The organism is uncultured Arthrobacter sp. (assembly GCF_947493765.1).
In the GTDB taxonomy this organism is placed as follows: Bacteria; Actinomycetota; Actinomycetes; order Actinomycetales; family Micrococcaceae; genus Arthrobacter_D.
The window spans coordinates 1-23,980 of record NZ_CANLSZ010000003.1 but is presented as its reverse complement, the minus strand read 5'-3'; the positions used below and the strand labels follow the sequence as shown (position 1 = coordinate 23,980).

The window sequence follows — 23,980 nt, the reverse complement described above, 5'->3', positions numbered from 1 at the left end:
GAGGGGGTGATCAGCGGCTGCTGGGAGCCGCGGGAGCCTGCTCTCAGGCGGCGACGACGGGGAACGAGATGAACTGCACCACGATGCCGGCGAGCGCACCGCCGATGACCGGTCCGAAGACCGGGACCCAGGCGTAGGCCCAGTCGCTGGAGCCCTTGCCCTTGATGGGCAGGAAGGCGTGCGCGATGCGCGGGCCGAGGTCACGGTTCGGGTTGATGGCGTATCCGGTGGGCCCGCCGAGCGAGGCGCCGATGCCGACCACGAGGAGTGCGACGGCCAGGGGGCCGAGTCCGGACGGGGTCCCTGCGAACGAGAGGATGACGAGCACGAGGACGAAGGTCGCGATGATCTCGGTGACCATGTTCCAGCCGTAGGAGCGGATCGCCGGGCCGGTCGCGAAGACACCGAGCTTGTTGGCGGGATCGGGCTCCTCGTCGAAGTGGTGCTTGTAGGACAGCCAGCACAGGACGGCGCCGATGATCGAGCCGAGCATCTGGGCCGCGAAGTACGCGAGTGTGGTGACGAAGGTCTTGTCGACACCCGGTGCGTATTCAGCGGAGTCGCTGAAGAGCAGTCCGATGGTGACGGCGAAGTTCAGGTGGGCTCCCGAGAGGGCGGCCACGTAGACACCCGCGAAGACCGCGAGCCCCCACCCGAAGTTGACCATGAGAAAGCCGCCGTTGTTGCCCTTGGTCTTGGCGAGCGCGACGTTCGCGACCACACCCGTACCGAGCAGCAGTAGCAGCATTGTGCCGAAGGTTTCGGCGACGAACACTTCCAGAGACATCCTTGACTCCTTTGTCTATTCACTTGTCGTCGGGTGCCGCCGCCTCGACGGCACCCGTTGGTTCCCCCCGGCAACCGCTGCCGTTGGCATTGCACCGCTGCGAGTGACAGCGGTTCGACGTCGTCGCGGCGGGAGCCGCTACGAGGTCAGGCTTTTGACGTGCACCCTGTGGGCCTCGGCGAGGACCGTGCCGGCCAGCCCGATCTCGGCCGCTGCCTGTGCCTCGTCCCAGCCCAGCAGTGGCGCCAGGGTCTCGGACAGCTCGGCGAGCAGCTCCTCGGTGACGAGGCCGCGGAAGGCCAGCGACGTACGGCGGATCAGCACGTCGATCAGGTGGCCGATCTGCTCGTGCTCCACCATGTAGGCCAGTTCCCGGGTGCTCAGCTCGGCGGTCGAGGTGAACACGCGGTCGGGTCCTTCGGTGAGGTAGTCGATGACATCGCTCGCACGGGTCCCGTACCGGGTCAGCAGCACCCGCACGCGCGCCTCGTCGAAGCCGGGGCGCACCATGCCCCTGACCCAGGCGCGTTCCGCGGCCTCGTCCGTGGGGAAGTCCTTCCCGCCGCCGATGGCCAGGCCGGCGGTGGAGGTGCGGCGCGGGGTGCCCAGTGCGGCGAGCGTGTCGTCGGCGAGATGCTCGGACAGCGCACGGAACGTGGTCCACTTGCCGCCCACGAGGCTCAGCGTGGTCACGGCGCGGCCGTCGGCCTTCTCCTCGCGCTTCTCGATCCGGTAGTCGCGGGACACGAAGCCGGGCTGGGTCTCGTCGTGCCGGGGCAGTGGACGGACGCCGGAGAAGGAGTACACGATGTCCTTCGCGGCAACCGTGATGTCCGGGAAGACGTGGCCGATGAGCTCGAAGAAGTAGTCGATCTCCTCGTCGGTGCACACCGCCTGCTCGGTGACGTCGACGTCGATGTCGGTGGTGCCCACGAGCACCCGGTCGCCCATGGGGTAGATGAGGACGATCCGGCCGTCGACGTGCTCGAAGAAGATCTCGGTACCGTTGCAGGCCTTCAGCAGCTCCGGGTGGTCGAGCACGATGTGCGAGCCCTTGGTCCCGCCCATGAACCGGGTCCTGGTTCCCAGTGCGGCATTGGTCTCGTCCGTCCAGGCACCCGAGGCGTTGACGACGACGTCGGCCTGGAAGGTGAAGGTCTCGCCCGTGAGCTCGTCGCGCAGTTCCACGCCGTCCTCGCCCGCGCTGACCGCGCTGACGTAGTTGGCCGCCCGGGCCGCCGGGTTGGCCGTCTGGCCGTCGCGCAGCACGTCGAGCGTGAGCCGCTCGGGGTTGTGGACCGAGGCATCGAAGTAGGTGGCGGCGTACTTGACGTCCTTGCGCAGGTCCGGCATGGAGGCGAGGGCCTTCTTGCGGCCCACGAAGGAGTGCCGGGGCACATTGCCGCCGTCGCGGGAGAAGAAGTCGTACATGGTCAGGCCGGCCTTGATGAGCACGGCACCGCGCTCCACCTGCTTGCCCTGCTTGTGCGTCAGGAAGCGCAGCGGTGCGGAGAGGATGCCCGAGAAGGTGGAGTAGATGGGGATCGTGGTCTGCAGGGGCTTGACGTAGTGGGGGGCGATCTTCATGAGCGCGTTGCGCTCGATCACCGATTCGCGCACGAGGCGGAACTCGCCGTTCTCGAGATAGCGGATACCGCCGTGGATCATGTGCGAGGACGCACCGGAGGCACCCTGGCAGTAGTCGCCGCGCTCCACGAGGGCCACGTCCACCCCCTGCAGCGCCAGATCGCGGAACGTGCCCACACCATTGATCCCGCCGCCGATGATGAGCACGGAGGCTCTGGGGTTGTCCCTGAGCTCCTGCACCACCGTGCGGGTCGATTCTGCTGCGCCTTCATGACTGGTCCGGCCGGCTGGGATGCTCAAGGTACTACTCCGTAACGTCAATGTCTGGAATGGGTGCTGCCCCTCAAGTGTCCGAGCACTGCAAATAACAGTCAACCGCCTTGCACGAACGTGCACGGGGGTCGACACTGGTGTCATGACGGCGACCAACGAGGCCGAGCCTCCGCTCCCCGGGCACGCCTCCGGTACCCGGTCACGCGACGCCCTGCGCGCCGCGCAGATGTACTACCTGCAGGATCTGACCATGGACGCCATCGCGCGCGAACTGCGGACCTCGCGCTCCACGGTGTCGCGACTGCTGGCCATGGCGCGCGGCACGGGCCTCGTGCAGATCCAGGTGAACAACCCGACGGAACGCACGCCCGCGCTGGAGCAGCAGATAAGTCGCCGGTTCGACATCGAGGCGCACGTGGTGCCGATCGCCGATACCGTCAACGAGTCGGAGGTGCTCAACCGCGTGGCGCTGCAGGCAGCGCGCACCATCGGTCCGCTCGTGGACTCCAACGCGATCATCGGCGTGGCGTGGGGCTCCACCCTCAGCGCGGTGAGCCACTGCCTCACGCGCAAGCAGACGCACGACAGCACGATCGTGCAGCTGAACGGTGCGGGCAACACCGAGACCACGGGGATCTCCTACGCCAGCGAGATCCTGCGCCGCTTCGGGCAGGCCTACGGCGCGCGCGTGGAGCAGTTCCCCGTCCCGGCGTTCTTCGACCACGCCGGGACGAAGCAGGCCATGTGGAACGAACGCAGCGTGCGGCGGATCCTGGATCTGCAGGAGCGCATGACCATGGCCATCTTCGGCGTCGGCTCCATCGGGGCGGGGATTCCCAGCCACGTCTACAGCGGCGGGTACCTCGACCCGGAGGACCTGGAGACCCTGGAGGCCGACGGCGTGGTGGGCGACGTGGCCACGATGTTCTTCCGGGCCGACGGCAGCCACCGGAACATCCTGCTGAACGAGCGCAGCACCGGCCCCGACCTGGATGATCTCCGGCGGGTCGGCCGGCGCATCTGCGTCGTGTCCGGCGAGTCGAAGATCCACGGCCTGCGTGGGGCGCTCGCCGCGGGCCTGGCCACGGACCTCATCCTCGACGAGGGCTCCGCGCGGCGACTGATCGGGGTCTGACGCGATCACGCCACCCGGCGCGGGCCTCGGTAGAGTGCCCTCATGACGCTCTCCGTGCCCCACGCCCAGCTCGCCGACGGTCACTCCCTGGACGTGATCGGCTACGGCGTCTACAAGGTACCGCCCGAGGACACCGAGCGGCTGTGTGCGACGGCGCTCGGGAGCGGGTACCGGCTCATCGACACGGCCGCGCTGTACGGGAACGAGGCCGGCGTCGGCGCCGCCGTGCGGGCCTGGAGCGGCGATCGCGACGACCTGTTCGTCACCTCGAAGGTGTGGAACGACGCGCACGGCTACGACGCCACGCTGCGCGCCTTCGACACCACCATGGACCTGCTCGGACTCGACCGGCTGGACCTGTACCTGATCCACTGGCCGTGCCCGGCGCAGGACCTGTACGTCGAGTCGTGGCGTGCCCTGACCCAGCTCCGTGCGGAGGGCCGCGTGCGCTCCGTGGGCGTCTCGAACTTCCAGCAGGACCACCTGCAGCGGCTGCTCGACGAGACGGGCGTCCTCCCGGTCCTGAACCAGGTGGAGCTGCACCCCTATCTCCAGCAGCGCGAGCTGCGCGCGTTCCACGAGCAGCACGGGATCCTGACCCAGGCCTGGAGCCCACTCGGGCGCGGCAGTGTGCTCGGCGATCCGGTCGTCGGCGAGCTCGCGGAGCAGCTCGGACGCACGCCCGCCCAGGTGGTGCTCCGCTGGCACCTGCAGCACGGGATCCTGACCATCCCGAAGTCCAGCACCCCCGAGCGCATCAGCTCGAACCTGGACATCTTCGGCTTCGCGCTCGACGACCGGCAGCTGGCGGCCCTGGACGGCCTGGACCGGGACCAGCGCTCCGGCTCGCACCCCGACCGGGTGGGGTGATGCGCCGAACGGTCGCCCACACCGTCCAGTGGGAGGGTACGACGCAGCGGGTGTGGGACGTCGCCGCGACAGATCCCGCCGCAGGTGCCACGACGATCGTGATGGTGCACGGCTTCCGCGGCGACCACCACGGGCTGCGGCGCCTCGCCGAGGAGCTCCCGGCGCATCGCGTCCTCCTGCCGGACCTGCCCGGCTTCGGACAGGGCCAGGAACTGCCCGGGACCCACGACGTCGCCGCCTACGCCCGCTTCGTCGGTGCGTGCGTCCTCGACCTCGCGGGCGACAGACCCGTGCTGCTGGGACACTCCTTCGGCTCCATCGTCGCCGCCGAGGCGGTGGCGGTCCGGCCGGAGGCCGTGGCGGCGCTGGTGCTCATCAACCCGATCAGCTCGCCGGCCCTCGAGGGACCCAGTCGTCTCGCGTCCCGGGCGGCCGAGGCCTACTACGTGGCGGCGGACCGCCTGCCGGAGCGGCTGGGCCGGGCCCTGCTGGCGAACCGCCTGATCGTCCGGCTCATGAGCGAGTTCATGGCGACGACGAGGGACCGGTCGCTGCGCCGCTGGATCCACGGCCAGCACCGGGCGTACTTCAGCTCCTTCACCAGCCGCCGCGTGGTGCTCGAGGCCTTCCGCGCCTCCATCTCCGGCACCGTGCGGGAGCGGGCCGCGGAGCTCGTGCCGCCCGTCCTGCTCGTCGTCGCCGAGCAGGATCCCCTCGGCTCCCCGGAGAGCCAGCGCGAGCTCGCGGCGCTCGTGCCGGACGCCACGCTCCGGATGATCCCCGGAGTGGGGCACCTGGTCCACTACGAGAAGCCGCGGGAGGCCGCGCGGCTCATCGAGGAGTACTTGGAGGCCCTGCCCGGATGAGGATCCTCGTCGACGCGCGCTTCACCCGCACCGACCACCACGACGGCATCAGCCGCTACGGGGCGGGACTCATCGCCGCGCTCGCCGCGACGGACGACGTCGTGATGCTCATCAGCGATCCGCGCCAGCTGGCCCTGCTCCCGGACGTGCCCCACGTGCGCGTCAGCAGCCCGCTCTCCCCCGCCGAGCTGTTCATCGCCCTGCGCATCAACCGGCTCCGGCCCGACGTCGTCGTCTGCCCCCTGCAGACCATGGGTTCCTGGGGCCGCCGCTACCCCCTGGTGCTCACCCTGCACGACCTCATCTACTACCAGAACCCCGCACCGCCGGGCTTCCTGCCCCTGCCCGTGCGCCTCCTCTGGCGGCTGTACCACCTGGCGTACTGGCCGCAGCGCCTGCTGCTGGACCGTGCCGACGTCGTCGCCACGATCTCCGGGACCACGGCCGCGCTGATCCGGGAGCACCGGCTCACCCGCCGGCCGGTACTGCTCGTGGGGAACGCGCCCCAGCCGGCGCAACGCCGCCGGGACCCCGCCACCCCGCGCTCGTCCTCGCTGCTCTACATGGGCTCCTTCATGCCGTACAAGAACGTGGAGACGCTCGTCCGGACCATGCGCCTGCTCCCCGGGCACACGCTGCACCTGCTGAGCCGCGTCACGCCCGCGCGCCGCGCGGAACTCTCGGTCCTGGCGCCGGCGGACCGGGTGGTGTTCCACGACGGTGTCACCGACGCCGTGTACCAGGAGCTGCTCCACGACTCCACGGCCCTCGTGACGCTCTCCCGGGCGGAGGGGTACGGGCTGCCCGTCATCGAGGCGATGGCCACCGGGACACCCGTGATCGCGAGCGACATCCCCATCTTCCGCGAGGTGGGCGGCCGTGCCGCCGCCTACGTGGATCCGGACGACCCGGCGGCCGTCGCGGCCGCCGTCCGGTCACTGGACGACGCCGGGACCTGGGCCGCCGCCTCCCGCGCCGGGGTGGAGCGTGCCGCCGCGTACTCGTGGGCGACATCGGCCCACCAACTGAGGCAGGCGTGCTCCCGGGCCGTCTCGGAGTTCGGCCGACGGCGAGCCGGCCAGTGGGCACGGGCGCAGGGGCCCTCCCATGAGTGATCTGCAGTGCCCCGCCACGGCCGTTCTCGTGGAGACCGGTGCGGCCAACGACGCAGCGACGGACCGGCGGCGGATCGCGGCCCGCTTCGAGCTGCGAGCAGATGAGGACGTCGCCGCGTTCGTCGGGACGACGGCCGACGAGTTCCGCGGGGAGGCATTCGTGGTGGCCGCGCCGGCCCCGTCCCTGGTCCGCGCGCTGCGACTGCACCGGATCCGGGACGACCCGCCGGTGGCGATCGACGTCGACGCGGACGGCTGGCGCATCGCGGCGCCCTGACCCGGACACTCGCCCTGATCCTGACACTCGCCCTGACCCTGATCCTGACCGGACGGCAGGCCGCGGTCCGGGCACGCGGCGTCGACGACCACGGACGCTACAGCACGTCCAGCGCGTCGAGGCGCAGGTGCACCGGCTCCGCCCGCCGCGCGGACAGCGCCGCACGCCGCGAACGCAACTGCCGCGTGACACCGGCGGCCGCACGGTACGGGAAGAACACGAGGGCGCGGTGACTGCCCTGGCCGGTCAGTGCCTCGGTGGGCGCGCCGCCCCGGACCGGGGTGCCGGCCGCGGCACGGGCCGCGGCCTGGGCGTCCCGGCGCACGTCCGGGGGAACGGGTGAGGGACCGACCACCCTCGCCACACCCTCGAGCTCCACGCCCTCGAGGAAGTGCAGCACGGCCTCCCGCGACCCGGTCAGCACCGCGAAGCGGACGGCCGGCGGCAGTCCGAGTTCCTGGCGTTTGGCGAGCTCGCGCGTCGCGGCGCCGGCAGGATCCCAGCGCACCAGGTGCCCGACGGCGACGTCGTCGTCGCCCGTGATCACCACCGTGCCGCCGAGCGCGGCGGGGCGGGCGAGGACGGCGGCGGAGAACCAGCGCCGCCGCGCGTCCTCCCCCGCACGCAGAGATTCCCGGCCCAGGAGGGCGTTGCCGTCGAGCAGGATCACGGCCGCGTAGCCGGTGGCGGCGATCGGCTCGGCGCCGGGGGTCGCGACGACGACGGCGGGTGCCTCCCCGACGTGGTCCACGATGTGCTCGCCCGCGGAGGAGACGACCGGGATGCCCGGGAAGGCCCTGCCGAGTTCCTCGGCGGTCCGCGTGGACCCCGAGACGGTGGCCCGGAGCCGGGTGCCGCCGCACTCGGAGCAGGACCAGTGGGTCTCGGGCCGCCCGCACCAGCGGCACGCTGGGAGCGCGTTCCGCCCGGTCTGCGCCAGGGGCCCGGCGCAGGCACGGCAGCGCGCCGGGTGGCGGCACCGCTCGCACGCCAGGGCCGGGGAGAAGCCCGTGCGTGCCACCTGCAGCAGGACCGGTCCGTGACGCAGTCCCGCCTGCGCCGCGGACCACGCCACGTGCGGGATGCGCGCCTGAGCCGCCAGGGGATCGCGTTCGAGCTGATAGGCGTCGGTCGCGTGCACCACGCGCGGCGTGGACCGGCGCACCTCGGGGCGGTCCGCCTCGATGGCTCTCGCCCACCCGGTGTCCACGAGCCGCTGGGCCTGGGTGGACCGCGCGAAGGAGGCCAGCAGCATGGCCGCTCCCTCCTGCTCGGCGCGGAGCAGCAGCACGTCGCGCACGTGCTGATAGGGGGCACGCTGCTCCACGTGCTGATCGTCGCCGTCGTCCCAGAGACAGACGAGACCGAGCTGCCGCACCGGGGCGTAGGCGGCCGAGCGCGTCCCGACGGCCACGGTCGCGGTCCCCGTGAGGAGGCGCAGGAAGTTCCGGTAGCGGGGCGTGGCGCCGTCCTCCGCGGTGAGGCGGGCCACCGCGGGCGCGCCGAGGCGGGCCACGAGGGCTGCCTCGACGCGGGCGAGGTCGCGCTGATCAGGCACGACGACGACGGCCCCGCGACCCGATGCCGCGGCCGCGGCGACGGCGTCGGCGAGCTCGGCGGGCCAGGCGGCGGTACCGTACCCGCCGAGGCTCGTCAGGACGGCGCGGGGCGACTCCCCCGCCGCGAGATGCTGCAGGTAGGCCGGTCCCGTGGGGTAGCGCCGGAAGCCCCCCGAGGGGCCCGGGTCCTCCGGAGCGGCACTGTCCGCGGCGTCGGGCCGCCGCTCCAGGAACTCCGGCTCGACGCGCGCCATCCGGGGAGGCACGGCCGAGCGGAGCACGTCGCCCACCATGCCCGCGGTGCGCTCCGCCACGCTGGTCGCGAGCTCGAGGATCTGCGGCGTGAGGACCTGCAGCGGGGAGACGATCTTCGCCAGGGGCAGCAGGGTCGCCGTCGTGCTGGCCTCGGCGACCCGTTCCGCGAGGAACCCGGTGTGCTCCCGCCCGGCGAAGCGGACCTTCACGCGCACACCGGGCTGCGCGTCGGCGTCGAGGTCCGCGGGCACGCTGTAGTCGAAGAAGCGGTCGAGGTGCGGCAGCTGGCCGTCGAGCAGCACGCGTGCGATGGGCAGCGACGCGGCGCGGGCCGGATCCGCCGAGGGGAGCCTGGCGGGACCGAAGCCGTGCAGGAGGGTGAGCTGCCCGTCGTCCCCGCCATGGTCTGTGCGGTCCGTCATGATGCTGGTCTCCGGCAGCCGGTCTGCGGGATGCCGGTCGCTCCCTCCCCCCCGATCAGGCGTTGAAGTAGTCGCGCAGCTTGTCGACCCTGTCGGTCCGCTCCCAGGTGAAGCCGTCCTCCTCGCGGCCGAAGTGGCCATGGGCCGCCGTGCGCTGGTAGACGGGACGCTTCAGGTCGAGCGCGTTGATGATGCCGAGCGGCCGCAGGTCGAAGATCTCCCGGATGGCGTCACCGATGGCCCGCGGGTCCACGGTCTCCGTCCCGAAGGTCTCCACGTAGACACCCACGGGCTGCGCCATGCCGATCGCGTAGGCGATCTGGATCTCCGCCCGGCGCGCCAGGCCGGCGGCCACCACGTTCTTGGCCACCCACCGCATGGCGTAGGCGGCCGAGCGGTCCACCTTCGAGGGATCCTTGCCGCTGAAGGCCCCGCCGCCGTGCCGGGCCATGCCGCCGTACGTGTCCACGATGATCTTGCGTCCGGTCAGCCCGGCATCGCCCACGGGGCCGCCGATCACGAACGCTCCCCCCGGGTTGAGGATGTGGCGCACGGCGGAGGTGTCGAGCTCGGACTCGCTCAGCACGGGCGTGATGACGTGCTCCACCAGGGCACCGCGGAGCTCGTCGAGGGAGACCTCGGCGGCATGCTGCGAGGAGATCACCACGGAGTCGATGGAGACCGGCCGGTCGCCGTCGTACCCGATGGTCACCTGGGTCTTGCCGTCGGGCCGCAGATAGGGCAGGGTGCCGTCCTTGCGGACGGTGGTGAGCCGTTCGGAGAGTCGGTGGGCCAGCCAGACCGGGGTGGGCATGAGCACCGCGGTCTCGTCGCTCGCGTAGCCGAACATGATGCCCTGGTCGCCGGCGCCCTGCGCGTCGTAGGGGTCCAGCCCGGTACCCTCGCGGGTCTCCAGGGAGGTGAACACCCCGGAGGCGATCTCGGGACTCTGCTGCCCGATGGAGACCGAGACGCCGCAGCGGGCGCCGTCGAAGCCGTTGGCCGAGGAGTCGTAGCCGATCCCCAGGATGGTCTTGCGGACGATGTCGGGGATCTCCACGTAGGCCTCGGTGGTGACCTCGCCGGCCACGTGCACCAGGCCGGTGGTCACGAGCGTCTCCACGGCCACCCGGGACTCGGCGTCCTGTTCGAGCAGACCGTCGAGGATGGCGTCGCTGATCTGGTCGCAGATCTTGTCCGGATGGCCCTCCGTCACCGATTCCGAGGTGAACAGGCGCAGCGCAGGAGCAGTACTGGGTGAATTCACCTGCCCACTCTACTGGCTTCGCCGGCACGCTCCGGCCCGGGGCCCGGGTGCTCCCCCGGTGCGCGATCGGTCACCGTGCCGGCGGAAGACCCGGCACGCACCTCGGCGGGCGGGTCAGTCCTCGAGCAGCCCGGCCGCGTGGGCGATCACGGCGTCGGCGATGGTGCGCTTGCTCCCCCGGATCGCGGCGGACTCGGTGCCCCGCGCGTCGAGGATGGTGATCTCGTTCGTGTCCTGCCCGAAGACGAGGTGGGAGCCGACCACGTTGAGGACCAGGAAGTCGCAGCCCTTACGGGCGAGCTTGGCCCGTGCGTGCGAGAGCGGATCAGCGGTGGCGTCGCCGGTCTCCGCCGCGAAGCCGGCGATCACCAGCGGCTCGGCCCGTCCGGCGCGCGCCAGGACGGCATCGCGCAGCACGTCGGGATTGCGCACCAGCGTGATCACGGGATCGGCGCCGTCGCCCTTCTTGATCTTCGCGTCCATGACCTCGGCCGGGCGGTAGTCCGCGACGGCGGCGGCCATCACGAGCACATCGGTGGTGGGCAGCTCCGCGAGCACGGCCTCCCGGAGGTCCAGGGCCGACTCGACCCGGACGACGTCGCAGCCCGCGGGCGGCGACACCTCCGCGTGCGCGAGGACGAGCGTGACGTGGGCCCCCTGCGCGAGGGCTGCCTCGGCCAGGGCCATGCCCTGCTTGCCGGAGGACCGGTTGCCGAGGAACCGGACCGGATCGAGCGCCTCGCGTGTGCCCCCGACCGAGATGGTGACACGCCGGCCCTGGAGCGAGCCGCTTCCGTCGCTGCGTCCCACGGCACGCATGGCCGCGGCGAAGATGTCCGCCGGCTCCGGCAGCCGGCCCGGCCCGGAATCGGCTCCGGTCAGACGCCCGGAGGCAGGCTCGACCACGGTGATGCCGCGGTCCCGGAGGGTCTCCACATTGGCCCGCGTGGCGGCGTGCTGCCACATCTCGGTGTGCATGGCGGGGGCCATGACCACCGGCCCGCGGGCCATGAGCAGCGTGCCGGTCAGGAGGTCGTCGGCGAGACCTGCGGCGGCACGGGCCAGGACGTCGGCGGTGGCGGGGGCCACCACGATGAGATCCGCCTCGTGGCCGAGCCGCACGTGGTTGACCCTGTCGACGGCGTCCCAGACGCTGTTGGTCACGGGATTGCCGGAGAGGGCCTCCCACGTGGCGGTGCCGACGAAGCGGGTGGCGGCCTCGGTGGGAATCACCGTGACCTCGTGCCCTCCCTCCGTGAAAAGACGGAGGAGGGATGCTGCCTTGTAGGCTGCAATCCCTCCTCCGACACCAAGTACTATGCGCACCGGTCTGCTGCCCTCTCGGCGGGCCCGATTACTCGGACGAGTCCATGGGCGAGGAGACGAGCATGCCCTCGTCGATCTCGCGCAGCGCGATGGAGAGGGGCTTCTCGTTGAGCTTCGTGTCGACCAGCGGGCCGACGTACTCGAAGAGGCCCTCGTGCAGCTGCGAGTAGTACGCATTGATCTGGCGGGCGCGCTTGGCGCCGAAGATCACCAGGGCGTACTTCGAGTCCGAGGTCTCCAGCAGGGAGTCGATGGACGGGTTGATGATGCCTTCGGGCTGAGTTGACACAAAATCTCCAAGGGGTGGTCGGAACGGCGCGCGCAGGCCTTCTCAGCGCTGCAGCGGGTGCAGTCCCATCAGTGAAACGAGCTCGTCCGCCGCGTGCTCCACGGAGTCGTTGATGACGGTGTGGTTGAATTCCGGCTCGGCGGCAAGCTCCAGTTTAGCCGTTTCCAGCCGCTGCTGCTGCTCCTGGGCTGTTTCGGTGCCCCGGCCCACGAGCCGGCGCACCATCTCGTCCCAACTGGGCGGGGCCAGGAACACGAAATTGGCCTCCGGCATGGTCTCCCTGACCTTGCGCGCTCCCTGCAGATCGATCTCCAGCAGCACCCGGCGCCCCTGGTCGATGGCCTCCTGCACGGTGCGCCGCAGGGTGCCGTACCGGTTCCTGCCGTGGACCACGGCCCACTCGAGGAGTTCGCCCTCCGCGGTCAGTCGGTCGAACTCCTCGGGAGAGACGAAGAAGTAGTGCACGCCGTCCTCCTCGCCGGGCCGCGGCGGGCGGGTGGTGGCCGAGACGGAGAGCCAGACGTCCGGGTAGTTGTCACGGATGTAGGTCGACACGGTCCCCTTGCCCACCGCCGTCGGGCCTGCCAGGACTGTCAGCCGGGATAGTGACACGAATGCTTCCTCACTTACCGGCGGGGCCGGCATTCTGCTGGTCGAGGTACTCGACCAGGGCTTTGCGCTGATGGATGCCGAGGCCGCGCACACGGCGTGTGGCGGCGATCCCCACCTCGGCCATGATGGTTGCGGCGCGGACGTCGCCCACGCGGGGCAGCGCCTTCAGCAGATCCAGGACCTTCAGGCGCCCCACGGCGTCGTCGCCGTCGGGATTCTCGATCACCTCCGCCACCGAAAGACTACCCGCCTTCAGACGGGACTTGATGTCCGCCCGGACCATCCGCGCCGCTCCGGCCTTCTCACGGGCGGCGGCCCGTTCGGCCTCCGTCAAAGGCTTCAGGTTCACGGGCCCTCCCTGGGCCGGACCGCACCGGAGGGCGTCCGCTCGTTGTCTGGATGGATCGGGTCTGCACGGTTCGGGGGCGGGGTCGTCGACGACGGGCGTCGCTGTGCTGTCGAACCTACCGGGGTCGCGAGGGGGAAATCAATGCACGACGCGGGCGCACCGGGCGGCTCACGCGAGGTCGTCCCGGGTCCGCTCGGCGGCCGCGCGCAGGCGGCCGGCGTCGGGCCCGGCGGCGAGGACGGAGCGGCTCGCCGTCGGCAGCACGAGCGGCAGGGCGTCGCCGAACGCGGCGGCCAGTGCCTCCCGGCCCGCTCCCTGGGCTCCGATGCCGGGGGCGAGGACGGGCCCGTTCAGCGCCGGCAGGTCCAGTCCGAGCCGCCGGGCGGCGTCCCCGATGGTCGCACCGACCACCAGGCCCACGTGTCCCGGTGCCGGTCCGCTGTTCTCCATCGCCGCCGCGGCGGCGATCGAGCGGGCGACCGACTCGGAGCCGCCGGCGTGCTGCACCGATCTCCCTTCCGGGTTGGAGGTCAGTGCCAGCACGAACACCCCGCGGCCCGTGGCCGCGGCGAGCTCCAGGGCCGGGCGCAGGGACTCGAAGCCCAGATAGGGGTTGAGGGTGACGGCGTCGGCGGCGAGCGGCCGGCCCTCCCCCAGCCAGGCCTCGGCGTAGGCCTGCATGGTGGAGCCGATGTCGCCGCGCTTGGCGTCCGCGATGGTGAGGACGCCGGCATCGGCGGCGCGGGCGAGCAGCAGTTCCAGGACGGCCAGGCCGCGCGCCCCGTGCCGCTCGAAGAGGGCCACCTGCGGTTTCAGTGCGGCGGCCACGGGTCCTACGGCGTCGAGCACCGCGAGCGCGAAGCGCTCCAGCCCGGCCGGCGTGTCCTCGAGCCCCCAGGCGGCCAGCAGCGCGGGGTGCGGATCGATGCCCACGCACAGGCTGCCCCGGGCGCGGCGGGCGTCCGCGAGCCGCTCCCCGAAGGGCGCCCGGGGCACCGTCGGGGCGTCAGGACCCACCGGTGACCCCGCTCGCCGCGTGCAGGGTCGAGCCCTGCTGGGTCGAGCCCTGCTGGGTCGAGGCCTGCCGGGTCGACGCCTGCTGGGTCGACGCCTGCAGATTGGCCGCGTGCTCCTGCAGGCTCGTGACCGACCACTCGTAGGAGCGCATGGCCTCGATCGCCTGGACCGCGGCACCCACCTCCGGGATGGTGGTGATGACCGGCAGCCCGTAGGAGGTCGCGGCCGCGCGGATCTCGTAGCCGTCACCGCGTGCCTGGCCGCCGGAGGGCGTGTTGATGATCATGTCGATCCCGCCCTCGGTGATCCGGTCCACGATGGTTCCCTCGCCGTCGGGACCGACGCCCTCGGCGACCTTGCGGACGGTGGTCGCGGGGATGCCGTTGCGCCGCAGCACGTCGGCGGTGCCGCCCGTGGAGACGATCTCGAAGCCCAGATCCACGAGCCGCTTGACGGGCATGATGCTGGCGCGCTTGTCCCGGTTCGCCACCGACACGAACACCGTGCCCTGCACCGGCAGCGCCGCGTTGGCCGCGGCCTGGCTCTTGGCGAAGGCCGTGTCGAAGTACTTGTCGATGCCCATCACCTCGCCCGTGGAGCGCATCTCGGGCCCGAGGAGCGAATCGACCACCCTCCCCTCCGGCGTACGGAAGCGGTTGAACGGCAGGACGGCTTCCTTGACCGAGACCGGGGCGTCCAGCGGGAGGGTGCCGCCGTCGCCCGTCGCCGGCAGCAGACCCCGCTCGCGGAGCTCCGCGATGCTCACGCCGGTGCCGATGAGCGCCGCGCCCTTGGCGAGCTGGACGCCGGTGGCCTTCGAGACGAACGGGACCGTGCGGGACGCCCGCGGGTTCGCCTCGAGGACGTAGAGCACGTCGGAGGCGAGCGCGAACTGGATGTTGACCAGTCCGCGCACCCCGACGCCCTCGGCGATCGCGAGGGTGGCCACGCGGACCCGCTGCTGGATGTCGGCGCCGAGCGAGATGGGCGGCAGCACGCAGGCGGAGTCGCCGGAGTGGATGCCGGCCTCCTCGATGTGCTCCATGATGGCCCCGAGGTAGAGGTCCGTGCCGTCGTAGAGGGCGTCGACGTCGATCTCGATGGCGTCCTCGAGGAACCGGTCGATCAGGACCGGGTGGGCCTCGGTGATCTCGGTGGCGTTGGCGATGTAGCGGGCCAGGTTCGGCTCGTCGTAGACGATCTCCATACCGCGGCCGCCCAGCACGTAGGAGGGGCGCACCAGGACCGGGTAGCCGATGTCGTCGGCGATCCTCCGGGCGTCCTCGAAGGACACGGCGGTGCCGTTCTTCGGGGCGATGAGACCGCCGGCGTCGAGCACGCGGCTGAACGCGCCACGGTGCTCGGCGAGATCGATGGCCTCGGGCGAGGTGCCGAGGACGGGGATCCCGGCGTCGGCCAGTTCCTGGGCGAGCTTGAGCGGTGTCTGCCCGCCGAGCTGCACGAAGACCCCGAGCACGCCGCCGGTGCGCTGCTCCGCGGCGATGACCTCCAGGACGTCCTCGAGGGTCAGCGGCTCGAAGTAGAGGCGCGTGGAGATGTCGTAGTCCGTGGACACGGTCTCGGGGTTGCAGTTGATCATCACGGTCTCGTGCCCGGCCTCGCGCAGCGCCATGGTGGCGTGGACGCACGAGTAGTCGAACTCGATGCCCTGCCCGATCCGGTTGGGCCCGGAGCCGAGGATGATGATCGAGGGCTTCTCGTGGCGGGCCACCTCGTCCTCCTCGTCGTAGGACGAGTAGTGGTACGGCGTATAGGCCGCGAACTCGGCGGCGCACGTGTCCACGGTCTTGAACACCGGGCGGATCCCGAGGGCGTGCCGCACGCCCCGGACCACGGCGTCGGGCATGGAGGTGAGCGCACCGATCTGCTCGTCGGAGAAGCCGTGGCGCTTGGCCAGGCACAGGACGTCCTCGGTGAGATCGGTGGCCGAACCCACCTGACCGGCGATCTCGTTGAGCAGCTGGAGCTGGTCGAGGAACCACGGGTCGATCCCCGTGGCCTCGTACAGGCGCTCCAGACCCGCCCCGCCGAGCAGGGCGCGCTGCACCTGCGAGAGGCGCTCGGTCGTGGGGCGCCTCGCGGCCTCCACGAGGGCGTCCACCTCGTCCGGGGCCACGGGAGCGAAGGACAGCTGGGAGCCGCGCTGCTCCAGCGAGCGGAGCGCCTTCTGGAGCGCCTCGGTGAAGTTCCGGCCCATCGCCATGGCCTCGCCCACGGACTTCATGGTGGTGGTGAGGGTGGGATCGGCAGCCGGGAACTTCTCGAACGCGAAGCGCGGCACCTTGACCACCACGTAGTCGAGGGTGGGTTCGAAGGAGGCCGGGGTCTTCAGCGTGATGTCGTTGGGGATCTCGTCGAGCGTGTAGCCGAGCGAGAGTTTCGTGGCGATCTTGGCTATCGCGAAGCCCGTGGCCTTCGACGCGAGCGCCGAGGACCGCGAGACGCGCGGATTCATCTCGATGACGACCACGCGGCCGGTGTCGGGCTCGATGGCGAACTGGATGTTGCAGCCGCCGGTGTCCACGCCGACCTCGCGGATGACGGCGATCGAGATGTCGCGCAGGCGCTGGTACTCGCGGTCGGTGAGGGTCAGGGCGGGGGCCACGGTGATGGAGTCGCCGGTGTGGACGCCCACGGGGTCCACGTTCTCGATGGAGCAGACCACCACCACGTTGTCGTTCTTGTCCCGCATCATCTCGAGCTCGTACTCCTTCCACCCGAGGATGCTCTCCTCGAGCAGCACCTCGCTCGTGGGGCTGTACTGCAGGCCCTGGCCCACGATACGGCGCAGGTCCTGCTCGGTGTAGGCGAGGCCGGAGCCCAGGCCGCCCATGGTGAAGGAGGGGCGGACCACCATGGGGTAGCCGAGATCGTCCGCCGCGGCGAGGGCCTCGTCGAGGGTGTGGATGATGGACGAGCGCGCGGATTCGGCGCCGCAGCGGGCCACCACGCCCTTGAACTTCTCGCGGTCCTCCCCGAGCTCGATCGCGGCGATGTTCGCGCCGATCAGTTCGACGCCGTACTTCTCCAGCACGCCGTTCTTGTCGAGGGCGATCGCCGTGTTGAGCGCGGTCTGGCCGCCGAGGGTCGGCAGGAGCGCGTCAGGGCGCTCCTTCTCGATGATCTTCGCCACGACCTCGGGGGTGATCGGCTCCACGTACGTGGCGTCGGCGAACTCGGGGTCGGTCATGATGGTGGCCGGATTCGAGTTCACGAGGATGACCCGCAGGCCCTCCTCACGCAGCACGCGCAGCGCCTGGGTGCCGGAGTAGTCGAACTCGGCGGCCTGCCCGATGACGATCGGGCCGGAGCCGATGACCATGACACTCGTGAGATCGGTTCTGCGGGGCATCAGTTCACTTCCTGCGCTGGGGAGCCGGGGGTGGTGGTCCCGGTCTGCTTCTCGGTCAGCATGAGCTCGATGAAGCGGTCGAAGAGATAGGCGGAGTCGTGCGGACCGGCCGCTGCCTCCGGGTGGTACTGCACGGAGAAGGCCGGCAGGTCCAGGCAGGCCAGGCCCTCCACGACGTCGTCGTTCAGGCTCACGTGGCTGACCTCCACCCGCCCGTAGGATCCGGCGGGCGCCTGCACGGGCCCGTCGAGCGGGGCGTCGACGGCGAAGCCGTGGTTCTGCGAGGTGATCTCCACCTTGCCGGTGCGGCGGTCGAGCACCGGCTGGTTGATGCCGCGGTGGCCGTAGGGGAGCTTGTAGGTGCCGAAGCCCAGGGCCCGCCCGAGGATCTGGTTGCCGAAGCAGATGCCGAAGAACGGGATCCGCTCGTCGAGGACGCGGCGCAGCAGCTCCACCTGGGGTTCCGCGGTGGCCGGGTCACCGGGTCCGTTCGACATGAAGACTCCGTCGGCGCCGGTCGCGACGACGTCGTCGAACGTGGCCGTGGCGGGCAGGACCACGCAGCGCACACCGCGCTGCGCGAAGTGCGTGGGCGTCATGGCCTTGATGCCCAGATCCAGGGCCGCGACGGTGGCCACCGGCTCCCCGGTCCAGCCGTGGTCGGCGGGCTCGACGGCATACGCCGCGTCGATGCTGACCTCCTCGGCCAGGCGTGAGCCGGCCATGGACGGCTGGGCCAGGACCTGCTCGACGAGCCGGGCGTCGTCGGTCAGCACATCGGCGCCGGAGAAGATCCCGGCGCGCATCGCCCCGCGCTCGCGCAGGTGCCGGGTGATGGCGCGCGTGTCCACGCCCTCGATCCCCACGACGCCCTGGGTGCGCAGTTCCTCGTCAAGGCTCTTCTCGGAGCGCCAGTTCGACGGGCGGCGGGCGGCGTCGCGGACGATGTACCCGGCCACCCAGATGCGCCGCGACTCGGCGTCGGCGGCGTTCACGCCGGTGTTGCCGATGTGGGGTGCGGTCTGCACGACGAGCTGGCGCGCGTAGGAGGGGTCGGTGATGGTCTCCTGGTAGCCGGTCATGCCGGTCGCGAAGACGGCCTCGCCGAGCGCGGTGCCCTCGGCGCCGTAGGAGCTGCCGCGGAAGATCCGCCCGTCCTCGAGGACGAGCACCGCGGGTACTTTCGGTGGAACTGTGCTCACGGGTGCTTCCTGTCGTCGGGAGTGGGTGGTGCGTCTGTGGGGAGGAGCGCGGCGATGGCCGCGACGAGCTGGGACTTGTGGGCGGCGTGGCGGGTGCGGAAGCCGGTGTCCACGCGGTACTCGCGGTCCGTGCCGGGCTGTCCGAGGCGCCAGGTCATGACGACGAGGCCCTCCTTCTCGACGAACTTGCCCGTCATGCCGCTCGCCAGCTGCACGGAGACCAGGTCCTGGCGCGGTACGAAGACGGACGGGGCGCCGGTCCGGGCGATCAGGACGCCGTCCGGGTGCACGGAGGCCACGGCGTTGCCGCGGAGCCCCAGCCCGTGGACGGCGATGCGGTCCAGCCAGTCCCCCGCCGTCGTCGTGGAGACGTACTGGCCGTCCGCCTCGTAGAGGACCCGGCCCGGCTCGGCGGGTACCTCGGGTGGCGCGGGGACGTCGGACTGGCGACGGAGGCGATTGCGCCAGCCGAGCGCCATGAGCGCGACGACCACCAGGATGATGCCCAGCGGCAGGAGGGCCCACCCTACCTGGTCCATGCTGCGGCCTCCCGTGCCGGGGCGACCTGCCGCGGCGTCGCGAGCGCGCCGTCGAGGACCGTGGCGTGCCCGGCGTAGAACGTGGCCCGCACGCTGCCGGGCAGTTCGAGACCGCGGAACGGGCTGTTGCGGCCCTTCGTGGCCATCGCGGCCGGGTCCACCGTCCAGCGCACGGCGGGATCGACGAGGATCACGTTCGCGGGTTCCCCGACGGCGAGCTCCCGGCCCTGGTCGCGGAGCCGGCCGATGCGCGCCGGGGTCACGGAGGTGACGCGGGCGAAGCCCTCCCAGTCCAGCAGGCCCGTCTCCACCATGGTGTGCTGCACCACGGACAGGGCGGTCTCCAGGCCCGTCATGCCCATGGCGGCCTGCGCCCACTCGCAGTCCTTGTGCTCGGACGGGTGCGGGGCGTGGTCGGTGCCGACCACGTCGATGGTGCCGTCGGCGAGGGCCTCGCGCAGCGCCTGCACGTCGCCCGCGGTGCGCAGGGGCGGATTCACCTTGTACACGGGGTCGTAGCTGCGGACGAGTTCGTCGGTCAGGAGCAGGTGGTGGGGGGTCACCTCGGCCGTGACGTCCACCCCGCGCGCCTTGGCCCAGCGGATGATCTCCACCGAGCCGGCCGTGGACACGTGGCAGACGTGCAGGCGGGAGCCCACGTGCTGGGCCAGCAGCACATCGCGGGCGATGATGCTCTCCTCGGCGACGGCGGGCCAGCCGGTGAGACCGAGGACGGCGGAGACGTCGCCCTCGTTCATCTGGGCGCCCTCGGTCAGGCGGGGTTCCTGCGCGTGCTGGGCGATGACGCCGTCGAACGCCTTGACGTACTCCAGGGCGCGGCGCATGAGCACCGGGTCGTGGACGCAGACGCCGTCGTCGGAGAAGACGCGGACAGTCGCCCGCGATTCGGCCATGGCTCCGAGCTCGGCGAGGCGCTCCCCCCCGAGCCCCACGGTCACGGCGCCCACGGGCCGTACGTCCACCCAGCCGGAGGCCAGGCCGAGGCTGTGGACCTGCTCCACCACGCCGGCCGTGTCCGCCACGGGAGAGCTGTTCGCCATCGCGTGGATCGCGGTGAACCCGCCGAGCGCCGCCGCGCGCGATCCGGTCTCCACCGTCTCGGCGTCCTCCCGGCCCGGTTCGCGCAGATGCGTGTGCAGATCCACCATGCCGGGGAGCGCCACGAGCCCGGTGGCGTCGATGGTCACGGCCGACGGCGAGGCCTGGGCCGCGGCGGTGTCGCCGACGGCGGCGATGCGGCCGTCCCGGAGCAGGAGGTCCGCGGTGGTCCTCCCCAGGATCGAGGCGTTCCGGATGAGGTATTCGGTGCTGGTGTCCGGGCTGGTGGCGTGCTTCGTGTCGGTCATCGCGTGGTGCGGCCTTCCGGGATGGGCAGGTCATGGGGCAGCGCGCGGGTCCCGTCGTCGCGCGGCTCGTCGTCGTGCTGGTCGCCGGACAGCAGCAGGTAGAGGGCCGCCATGCGCACCGAGACGCCGTTGCGGACCTGGGCGAGGATGGTGGAGCGGGGCGAGTCCGCGGCGGCGGCGGAGATCTCGAGTCCGCGGTTCATGGGGCCGGGGTGCATGATCACGGTGTCGTCGAGGCCCATGATGTCCAGGAGGGCGAGCCGGCCGTCGTCGAACCCCCAGCGCCGTGAGTATTCCCGGGTGGAGGGGAAGAACGCGGCGTTCATGCGTTCGGCCTGGAGGCGCAGCATCATGACGGCGTCGGGCCGCTGGGCTATGGCTTCGTCGAGATCGTAGAACACCGTGCAGGGCCAGGAGGCGATGCCCACGGGCAGCAGCGTGGGCGGGCCCGCGAGCAGTACCTCGGCGCCGAGCGTGGTCAGGAGCCACACGTTGGAGCGCGCCACGCGGGAGTGGAGCACGTCCCCGACGATCAGGACCTTCATCCCGGCGAGCGTGGTCCCCGCGGACGGGGTGCCGCCGATGCGCGCCCAGTGCCGGCGCAGCGTGAACGCGTCGAGCAGCGCCTGGGTGGGGTGCTCGTGCGTGCCGTCGCCGGCGTTGATCACCGCCGCGTCGATCCAGTCGGAGGCCGCGAGCCGTGCGGGGGCGCCCGAGGCCGGGTGGCGGATCACCACGGCGTCGGCGCTCATGGCCTCCAGGGTCTGTGCCGTGTCCTTCAGCGACTCGCCCTTGGACACCGAGGATCCCTTGACGGCGAAGTTGATGACGTCGGCGGAGAGCCGTTTCGCCGCCGCCTCGAAGGAGATCCGGGTGCGGGTGGAGTCCTCGAAGAACAGATTGACCACGGTGCGTCCGCGCAGGGCCGGAAGCTTCTTGATCTCGCGCTCCCCCACGGCCGACATCTCCTCGGCCACGTCCAGCAGGCGCAGGGCGCTCGTTGCGGAAAGATCGCGCGTGCTCAGCAGGTGCTTCATGCGCGGTCCTCGATGACGACCTCGTCGGCTGCGACGCCGTCGAGCCCGTCGATCTCGCCCAGGTGCACGCGGACGCGTTCGCGTGAGGAGGTGGGGAGGTTCTTGCCCACGTGATCGGCGCGGATGGGCAGCTCGCGATGGCCGCGGTCCACGAGGACGGCCAGGCGCACGATGCGGGGCCTGCCGAGATCGGCGAGGGCGTCGAGGGCGGCGCGGATAGTGCGGCCGGAGTAGAGGACGTCGTCCACCAGCACCACGACCCTGTCGTCGATGCCCGACGGCGGCAGTTGGGTGGCCTGCGGTGAGCGGGTGGGGTTGCGGCGGAGATCGTCCCGGTACATCGTGACGTCGAGCTGGCCGGTGATCAGGTCAGGATCGACGGCGTCGTCGACGGCGGCGATCTTCCGGGCGAGGCGCTGGGCCAGCGGGAAGCCCCTGCGGGGGATGCCGAGGAGGATCAGATCGGCGCTGCCCTTGTTCGCCTCGAGGATCTCGTGGGCGATGCGCGTGAGGGCGCGGTCCATATCTGCTGCTGCGAGAACAACGCGCTTGGTGATGCCGGATTCGGGGGCAGGCATGGTCATGACACGCTTCCTCCTTCCCCGCCTCACAGGACGGAACTTAAAGGCTGGTTGCGGGATCAAAGCTAGCACAGGGACGGTTGCGTCCTGGGGTTGCCGGCCGGGTGTGACGACGGCGGGCCGAGCAGCTGGGGCATTTTGCACGGAGCGCAAACCTGCCTCCAGATCCACGGGTGAAACCAGAGAACGACCCTGAAGCAACACAATATGAAGAGGTCCGCAGCTGTGACGCTGGGGTGTACCCCAACGCTACTGCGCAGATCGAGCTACATTACTCATCATGGCCTCAAAAGCGCTCCAAAAATGGGGAACTGACAGAGCAGAGGCTCTGGAAAGAATGGAAAAAGTACATGCGGCTGTCACAGGTGGACTTCGAGGTCGTCCGCGTGACGTGACCGAGCTCAACCACGCGTTGTTCCTGCGCCTCGCTGGCGAAGTGCAGGGCTTCTGCAGGGACTTACATGACGAATCCGTCGAAGCTCTGTGCACCCCGGCGCAGGTCCCCCTCCAAGATCTTCGCGATACGTTTCGTGCAGCCCTCCTGACCGGCAGGAAGCTTGACTTTGGCAACGCTAACGCCGGCAACATCGGTAATGACTGGGCAAAGCTCGGCATGTCGCTCTGGACTGATCTCAGAGCCATATACCCCGCCCAGGCGAAGGGTGGGGCTGACTGGAGCGATCGGCTGGACTGGCTAAACGAAGCCCGTAACGGAATTGCACACAACGACGTAACGAAGATCGCTTCCGCACACTCTAAGCACCCACTCACCTTGCATACGTTCCGCGTGATGCGCGGGCGGTTTGGCAAGTTTGCGGATGGAATGGACAAAATTACAGGCGCATACTTAGGTACAACTACCGGTGTCTGGCCGTGGTGACAAGGGAGGGATGATGGCAAAGAATCGTCGAGTAATACCGGGTCGCTTCGTGCGGCCATCACCCGGCCAGATGAAGACGGGCACGCAAGTCGAAGTCACCTTCGGTCGCCACGAGACAACTGGAGTCATCGTGGACAAGACTGTGACCGGGCGATACAAAGTCAAGGTTGAAGTAGATGGTTCAGACGAGCCCGTCACGACGAACTACGCGAAGGACGACATGGCTTTCAACCCACGCGATTTGCCCGAAGACGCCCAGCAAGAAATGGCCGCTCAAATACCCGTTACTGAAGAAGCGTGGAGCTTCCTATACAAGTTCTATGGCGGCGATTTGATCGCGGCTTGGGGGGTGATGCATCCAACCTACAGGCTTTGCCTAGCTCAATGGTGGGTGGAGGCTAACCAGACGCCACTAATCAGCGGTGGCTACGACCTAGACGTGGCTGCGCAGGAACTGGCGTCTACTATCCGGGGAGAACACGATCTGTGGGAGGACCTCAGCCGAGTTGTCCTTCGCGACTTCCGCAAGGGGTTTCCTCTGGACCCCAGTACAGCGGCTATCGGTTCGATGGTGAGGATGATCGACCTCGACACGGAACTGCTGTACGTGCATCCTGACAGCCCGAACGGAGGGCTCTGGGAGCAGGGAGAAAGCCGAGCGGTGTACCCGATGGTCATGAAGCTTTCAGGAGACGACTGGAAGGTGCTCAACTGGGCCTCTGGGATCGTACCCACTCCGGGTTTTCCTCCCACCCTTTTCCAGGTCGACTGAGCACTCTTCACCGATGTGTTACTGGGTATACCCCAGCGCTGCACCACATAGGTTTGTCACCGAAACCCATAGTGGGAGGTTTTGGGCAAAAGCGGTCCGACTCTGCCTCCCGGCCACCTGGGATGAATAGCCCCTAGGCGCTATAGGGGCTCATCCGATTCCAGGGTGTAGCCGCGGTGGCGCGTTGGTCTTGAGGTAGGCGCCGAGGTCTTCCGAGAATGGT

At 70.4% G+C, this 23,980-nt stretch carries 22 protein-coding genes; 7 read left to right on the top strand and 15 right to left on the bottom strand.

Annotated elements, in window-relative coordinates; genetic code table 11:
- Window positions 1–43: 43 nt before the first annotated feature.
- Window positions 44–787, bottom strand: a complete 744-nt coding sequence (locus Q0747_RS05300; protein ID WP_298252339.1) for an MIP/aquaporin family protein — start codon at window positions 785–787, stop codon at window positions 44–46.
- A 138-nt stretch (window positions 788–925) separates the two neighbouring features.
- Entirely contained in the window at window positions 926–2,617 is a 1,692-nt protein-coding gene (locus Q0747_RS05295; protein ID WP_298253035.1) for a glycerol-3-phosphate dehydrogenase/oxidase, read from the bottom strand.
- A 256-nt stretch (window positions 2,618–2,873) separates the two neighbouring features.
- On the opposite strand from Q0747_RS05295, the gene Q0747_RS05290 reads away from it, so the two are divergent.
- Genes Q0747_RS05290 through Q0747_RS05270 form a run of 5 tightly spaced genes read left to right on the top strand, consistent with a single transcriptional unit; the run spans window position 2,874 to window position 6,910 of the window.
- Window positions 2,874–3,782: a sugar-binding transcriptional regulator gene (locus tag Q0747_RS05290; RefSeq protein WP_298253033.1), complete on the top strand. Its 909-nt coding sequence runs from the start codon at window positions 2,874–2,876 to the stop codon at window positions 3,780–3,782.
- A gap of 42 nt (window positions 3,783–3,824) precedes the next feature.
- Window positions 3,825–4,652, top strand: coding sequence for an aldo/keto reductase (locus tag Q0747_RS05285; RefSeq protein ID WP_298252337.1), 828 nt, complete (start codon window positions 3,825–3,827; stop codon window positions 4,650–4,652).
- Window positions 4,652–5,518 carry an alpha/beta fold hydrolase gene (locus tag Q0747_RS05280; RefSeq protein ID WP_298252335.1) on the top strand — a complete coding sequence of 289 codons (867 nt, stop codon included), beginning with the start codon at window positions 4,652–4,654 and terminating at the stop codon, window positions 5,516–5,518. The genes Q0747_RS05285 and Q0747_RS05280 overlap by 1 nt, the downstream gene beginning before the upstream one ends.
- Entirely contained in the window at window positions 5,515–6,633 is a 1,119-nt protein-coding gene (locus tag Q0747_RS05275) for a glycosyltransferase (RefSeq protein WP_298252333.1), read from the top strand. The genes Q0747_RS05280 and Q0747_RS05275 overlap by 4 nt, the downstream gene beginning before the upstream one ends.
- Entirely contained in the window at window positions 6,626–6,910 is a 285-nt protein-coding gene (locus Q0747_RS05270) for a hypothetical protein (protein WP_298252331.1), read from the top strand. The genes Q0747_RS05275 and Q0747_RS05270 overlap by 8 nt, the downstream gene beginning before the upstream one ends.
- Window positions 6,911–7,007: 97 nt before the next feature.
- Here Q0747_RS05270 and Q0747_RS05265 read toward each other — a convergent pair whose 3' ends face one another.
- From Q0747_RS05265 to pyrR, 13 genes are all read right to left on the bottom strand, one after another.
- Window positions 7,008–9,146: a primosomal protein N' gene (locus Q0747_RS05265; protein ID WP_298252330.1), complete on the bottom strand. Its 2,139-nt coding sequence runs from the start codon at window positions 9,144–9,146 to the stop codon at window positions 7,008–7,010.
- 55 nt (window positions 9,147–9,201) lie between these two features.
- A complete protein-coding gene (metK, locus tag Q0747_RS05260; protein WP_298252328.1) occupies window positions 9,202–10,413 on the bottom strand; it encodes a methionine adenosyltransferase in 1,212 nt (403 codons plus the stop codon).
- A gap of 114 nt (window positions 10,414–10,527) precedes the next feature.
- Window positions 10,528–11,739, bottom strand: a complete 1,212-nt coding sequence (gene coaBC / locus Q0747_RS05255) for a bifunctional phosphopantothenoylcysteine decarboxylase/phosphopantothenate--cysteine ligase CoaBC (RefSeq protein WP_298252326.1) — start codon at window positions 11,737–11,739, stop codon at window positions 10,528–10,530.
- Between the two features lie 28 nt (window positions 11,740–11,767).
- A complete protein-coding gene (gene rpoZ, locus Q0747_RS05250) occupies window positions 11,768–12,028 on the bottom strand; it encodes a DNA-directed RNA polymerase subunit omega (RefSeq protein ID WP_298252324.1) in 261 nt (86 codons plus the stop codon).
- 42 nt (window positions 12,029–12,070) lie between these two features.
- The gene (gmk, locus tag Q0747_RS05245) at window positions 12,071–12,673 is read right to left on the bottom strand and encodes a guanylate kinase (protein ID WP_298252322.1); all 603 of its coding nucleotides are present in this window, start codon (window positions 12,671–12,673) and stop codon (window positions 12,071–12,073) included.
- Window positions 12,651–12,989 carry an integration host factor, actinobacterial type gene (mihF, locus tag Q0747_RS05240; RefSeq protein ID WP_298252320.1) on the bottom strand — a complete coding sequence of 113 codons (339 nt, stop codon included), beginning with the start codon at window positions 12,987–12,989 and terminating at the stop codon, window positions 12,651–12,653. Before mihF ends, gmk begins: the two co-directional genes overlap by 23 nt.
- Before the next feature lie 168 nt (window positions 12,990–13,157).
- Window positions 13,158–14,006, bottom strand: a complete 849-nt coding sequence (gene pyrF / locus Q0747_RS05235; RefSeq protein WP_298252318.1) for an orotidine-5'-phosphate decarboxylase — start codon at window positions 14,004–14,006, stop codon at window positions 13,158–13,160.
- Window positions 13,996–17,379 (bottom strand): carbamoyl-phosphate synthase large subunit, encoded by a 3,384-nt coding sequence (carB, locus tag Q0747_RS05230; protein ID WP_298252316.1) that lies wholly within the window; start codon window positions 17,377–17,379, stop codon window positions 13,996–13,998. The genes pyrF and carB overlap by 11 nt, the downstream gene beginning before the upstream one ends.
- Window positions 17,379–18,581 carry a glutamine-hydrolyzing carbamoyl-phosphate synthase small subunit gene (gene carA, locus Q0747_RS05225; RefSeq protein ID WP_298252314.1) on the bottom strand — a complete coding sequence of 401 codons (1,203 nt, stop codon included), beginning with the start codon at window positions 18,579–18,581 and terminating at the stop codon, window positions 17,379–17,381. The genes carB and carA overlap by 1 nt, the downstream gene beginning before the upstream one ends.
- Window positions 18,578–19,120: a hypothetical protein gene (locus tag Q0747_RS05220; protein ID WP_298252313.1), complete on the bottom strand. Its 543-nt coding sequence runs from the start codon at window positions 19,118–19,120 to the stop codon at window positions 18,578–18,580. Before Q0747_RS05220 ends, carA begins: the two co-directional genes overlap by 4 nt.
- On the bottom strand, window positions 19,108–20,487 hold the full coding sequence (locus Q0747_RS05215; RefSeq protein ID WP_298252311.1) for a dihydroorotase: 1,380 nt from the start codon (window positions 20,485–20,487) through the stop codon (window positions 19,108–19,110). Before Q0747_RS05215 ends, Q0747_RS05220 begins: the two co-directional genes overlap by 13 nt.
- Window positions 20,484–21,524 carry an aspartate carbamoyltransferase catalytic subunit gene (locus tag Q0747_RS05210; protein WP_298252309.1) on the bottom strand — a complete coding sequence of 347 codons (1,041 nt, stop codon included), beginning with the start codon at window positions 21,522–21,524 and terminating at the stop codon, window positions 20,484–20,486. The genes Q0747_RS05215 and Q0747_RS05210 overlap by 4 nt, the downstream gene beginning before the upstream one ends.
- The gene (pyrR, locus tag Q0747_RS05205) at window positions 21,521–22,102 is read right to left on the bottom strand and encodes a bifunctional pyr operon transcriptional regulator/uracil phosphoribosyltransferase PyrR (protein WP_298253031.1); all 582 of its coding nucleotides are present in this window, start codon (window positions 22,100–22,102) and stop codon (window positions 21,521–21,523) included. The genes Q0747_RS05210 and pyrR overlap by 4 nt, the downstream gene beginning before the upstream one ends.
- Before the next feature lie 283 nt (window positions 22,103–22,385).
- Between pyrR and Q0747_RS05200 the strand changes: the two genes are divergently transcribed.
- Together Q0747_RS05200 and Q0747_RS05195 are read left to right on the top strand one after the other, a co-directional pair.
- Window positions 22,386–22,985: a hypothetical protein gene (locus Q0747_RS05200; protein ID WP_298252307.1), complete on the top strand. Its 600-nt coding sequence runs from the start codon at window positions 22,386–22,388 to the stop codon at window positions 22,983–22,985.
- Between the two features lie 10 nt (window positions 22,986–22,995).
- Window positions 22,996–23,757: a hypothetical protein gene (locus Q0747_RS05195; RefSeq protein WP_298252305.1), complete on the top strand. Its 762-nt coding sequence runs from the start codon at window positions 22,996–22,998 to the stop codon at window positions 23,755–23,757.
- The last annotated feature ends 223 nt before the right edge of the window (window positions 23,758–23,980 follow it).

Coding starts and splice junctions, on each gene's coding strand:
- Q0747_RS05210 (WP_298252309.1), bottom strand. CDS start 21,524: ATGAAGCACCTGCTGAGCACGCGCGATCTTTCCGCAACGAGCGCCCTG.
- Q0747_RS05200 (WP_298252307.1), top strand. CDS start 22,386: ATGGCCTCAAAAGCGCTCCAAAAATGGGGAACTGACAGAGCAGAGGCT.
- Q0747_RS05270 (WP_298252331.1), top strand. CDS start 6,626: ATGAGTGATCTGCAGTGCCCCGCCACGGCCGTTCTCGTGGAGACCGGT.
- Q0747_RS05285 (WP_298252337.1), top strand. CDS start 3,825: ATGACGCTCTCCGTGCCCCACGCCCAGCTCGCCGACGGTCACTCCCTG.
- gmk (WP_298252322.1), bottom strand. CDS start 12,673: ATGCCGGCCCCGCCGGTAAGTGAGGAAGCATTCGTGTCACTATCCCGG.
- Q0747_RS05195 (WP_298252305.1), top strand. CDS start 22,996: ATGATGGCAAAGAATCGTCGAGTAATACCGGGTCGCTTCGTGCGGCCA.
- pyrR (WP_298253031.1), bottom strand. CDS start 22,102: ATGCCTGCCCCCGAATCCGGCATCACCAAGCGCGTTGTTCTCGCAGCA.
- carB (WP_298252316.1), bottom strand. CDS start 17,379: ATGCCCCGCAGAACCGATCTCACGAGTGTCATGGTCATCGGCTCCGGC.
- Q0747_RS05280 (WP_298252335.1), top strand. CDS start 4,652: ATGCGCCGAACGGTCGCCCACACCGTCCAGTGGGAGGGTACGACGCAG.
- Q0747_RS05265 (WP_298252330.1), bottom strand. CDS start 9,146: ATGACGGACCGCACAGACCATGGCGGGGACGACGGGCAGCTCACCCTC.
- Q0747_RS05215 (WP_298252311.1), bottom strand. CDS start 20,487: ATGACCGACACGAAGCACGCCACCAGCCCGGACACCAGCACCGAATAC.
- Q0747_RS05220 (WP_298252313.1), bottom strand. CDS start 19,120: ATGGACCAGGTAGGGTGGGCCCTCCTGCCGCTGGGCATCATCCTGGTG.
- Q0747_RS05300 (WP_298252339.1), bottom strand. CDS start 787: ATGTCTCTGGAAGTGTTCGTCGCCGAAACCTTCGGCACAATGCTGCTA.
- Q0747_RS05275 (WP_298252333.1), top strand. CDS start 5,515: ATGAGGATCCTCGTCGACGCGCGCTTCACCCGCACCGACCACCACGAC.
- Q0747_RS05290 (WP_298253033.1), top strand. CDS start 2,874: ATGTACTACCTGCAGGATCTGACCATGGACGCCATCGCGCGCGAACTG.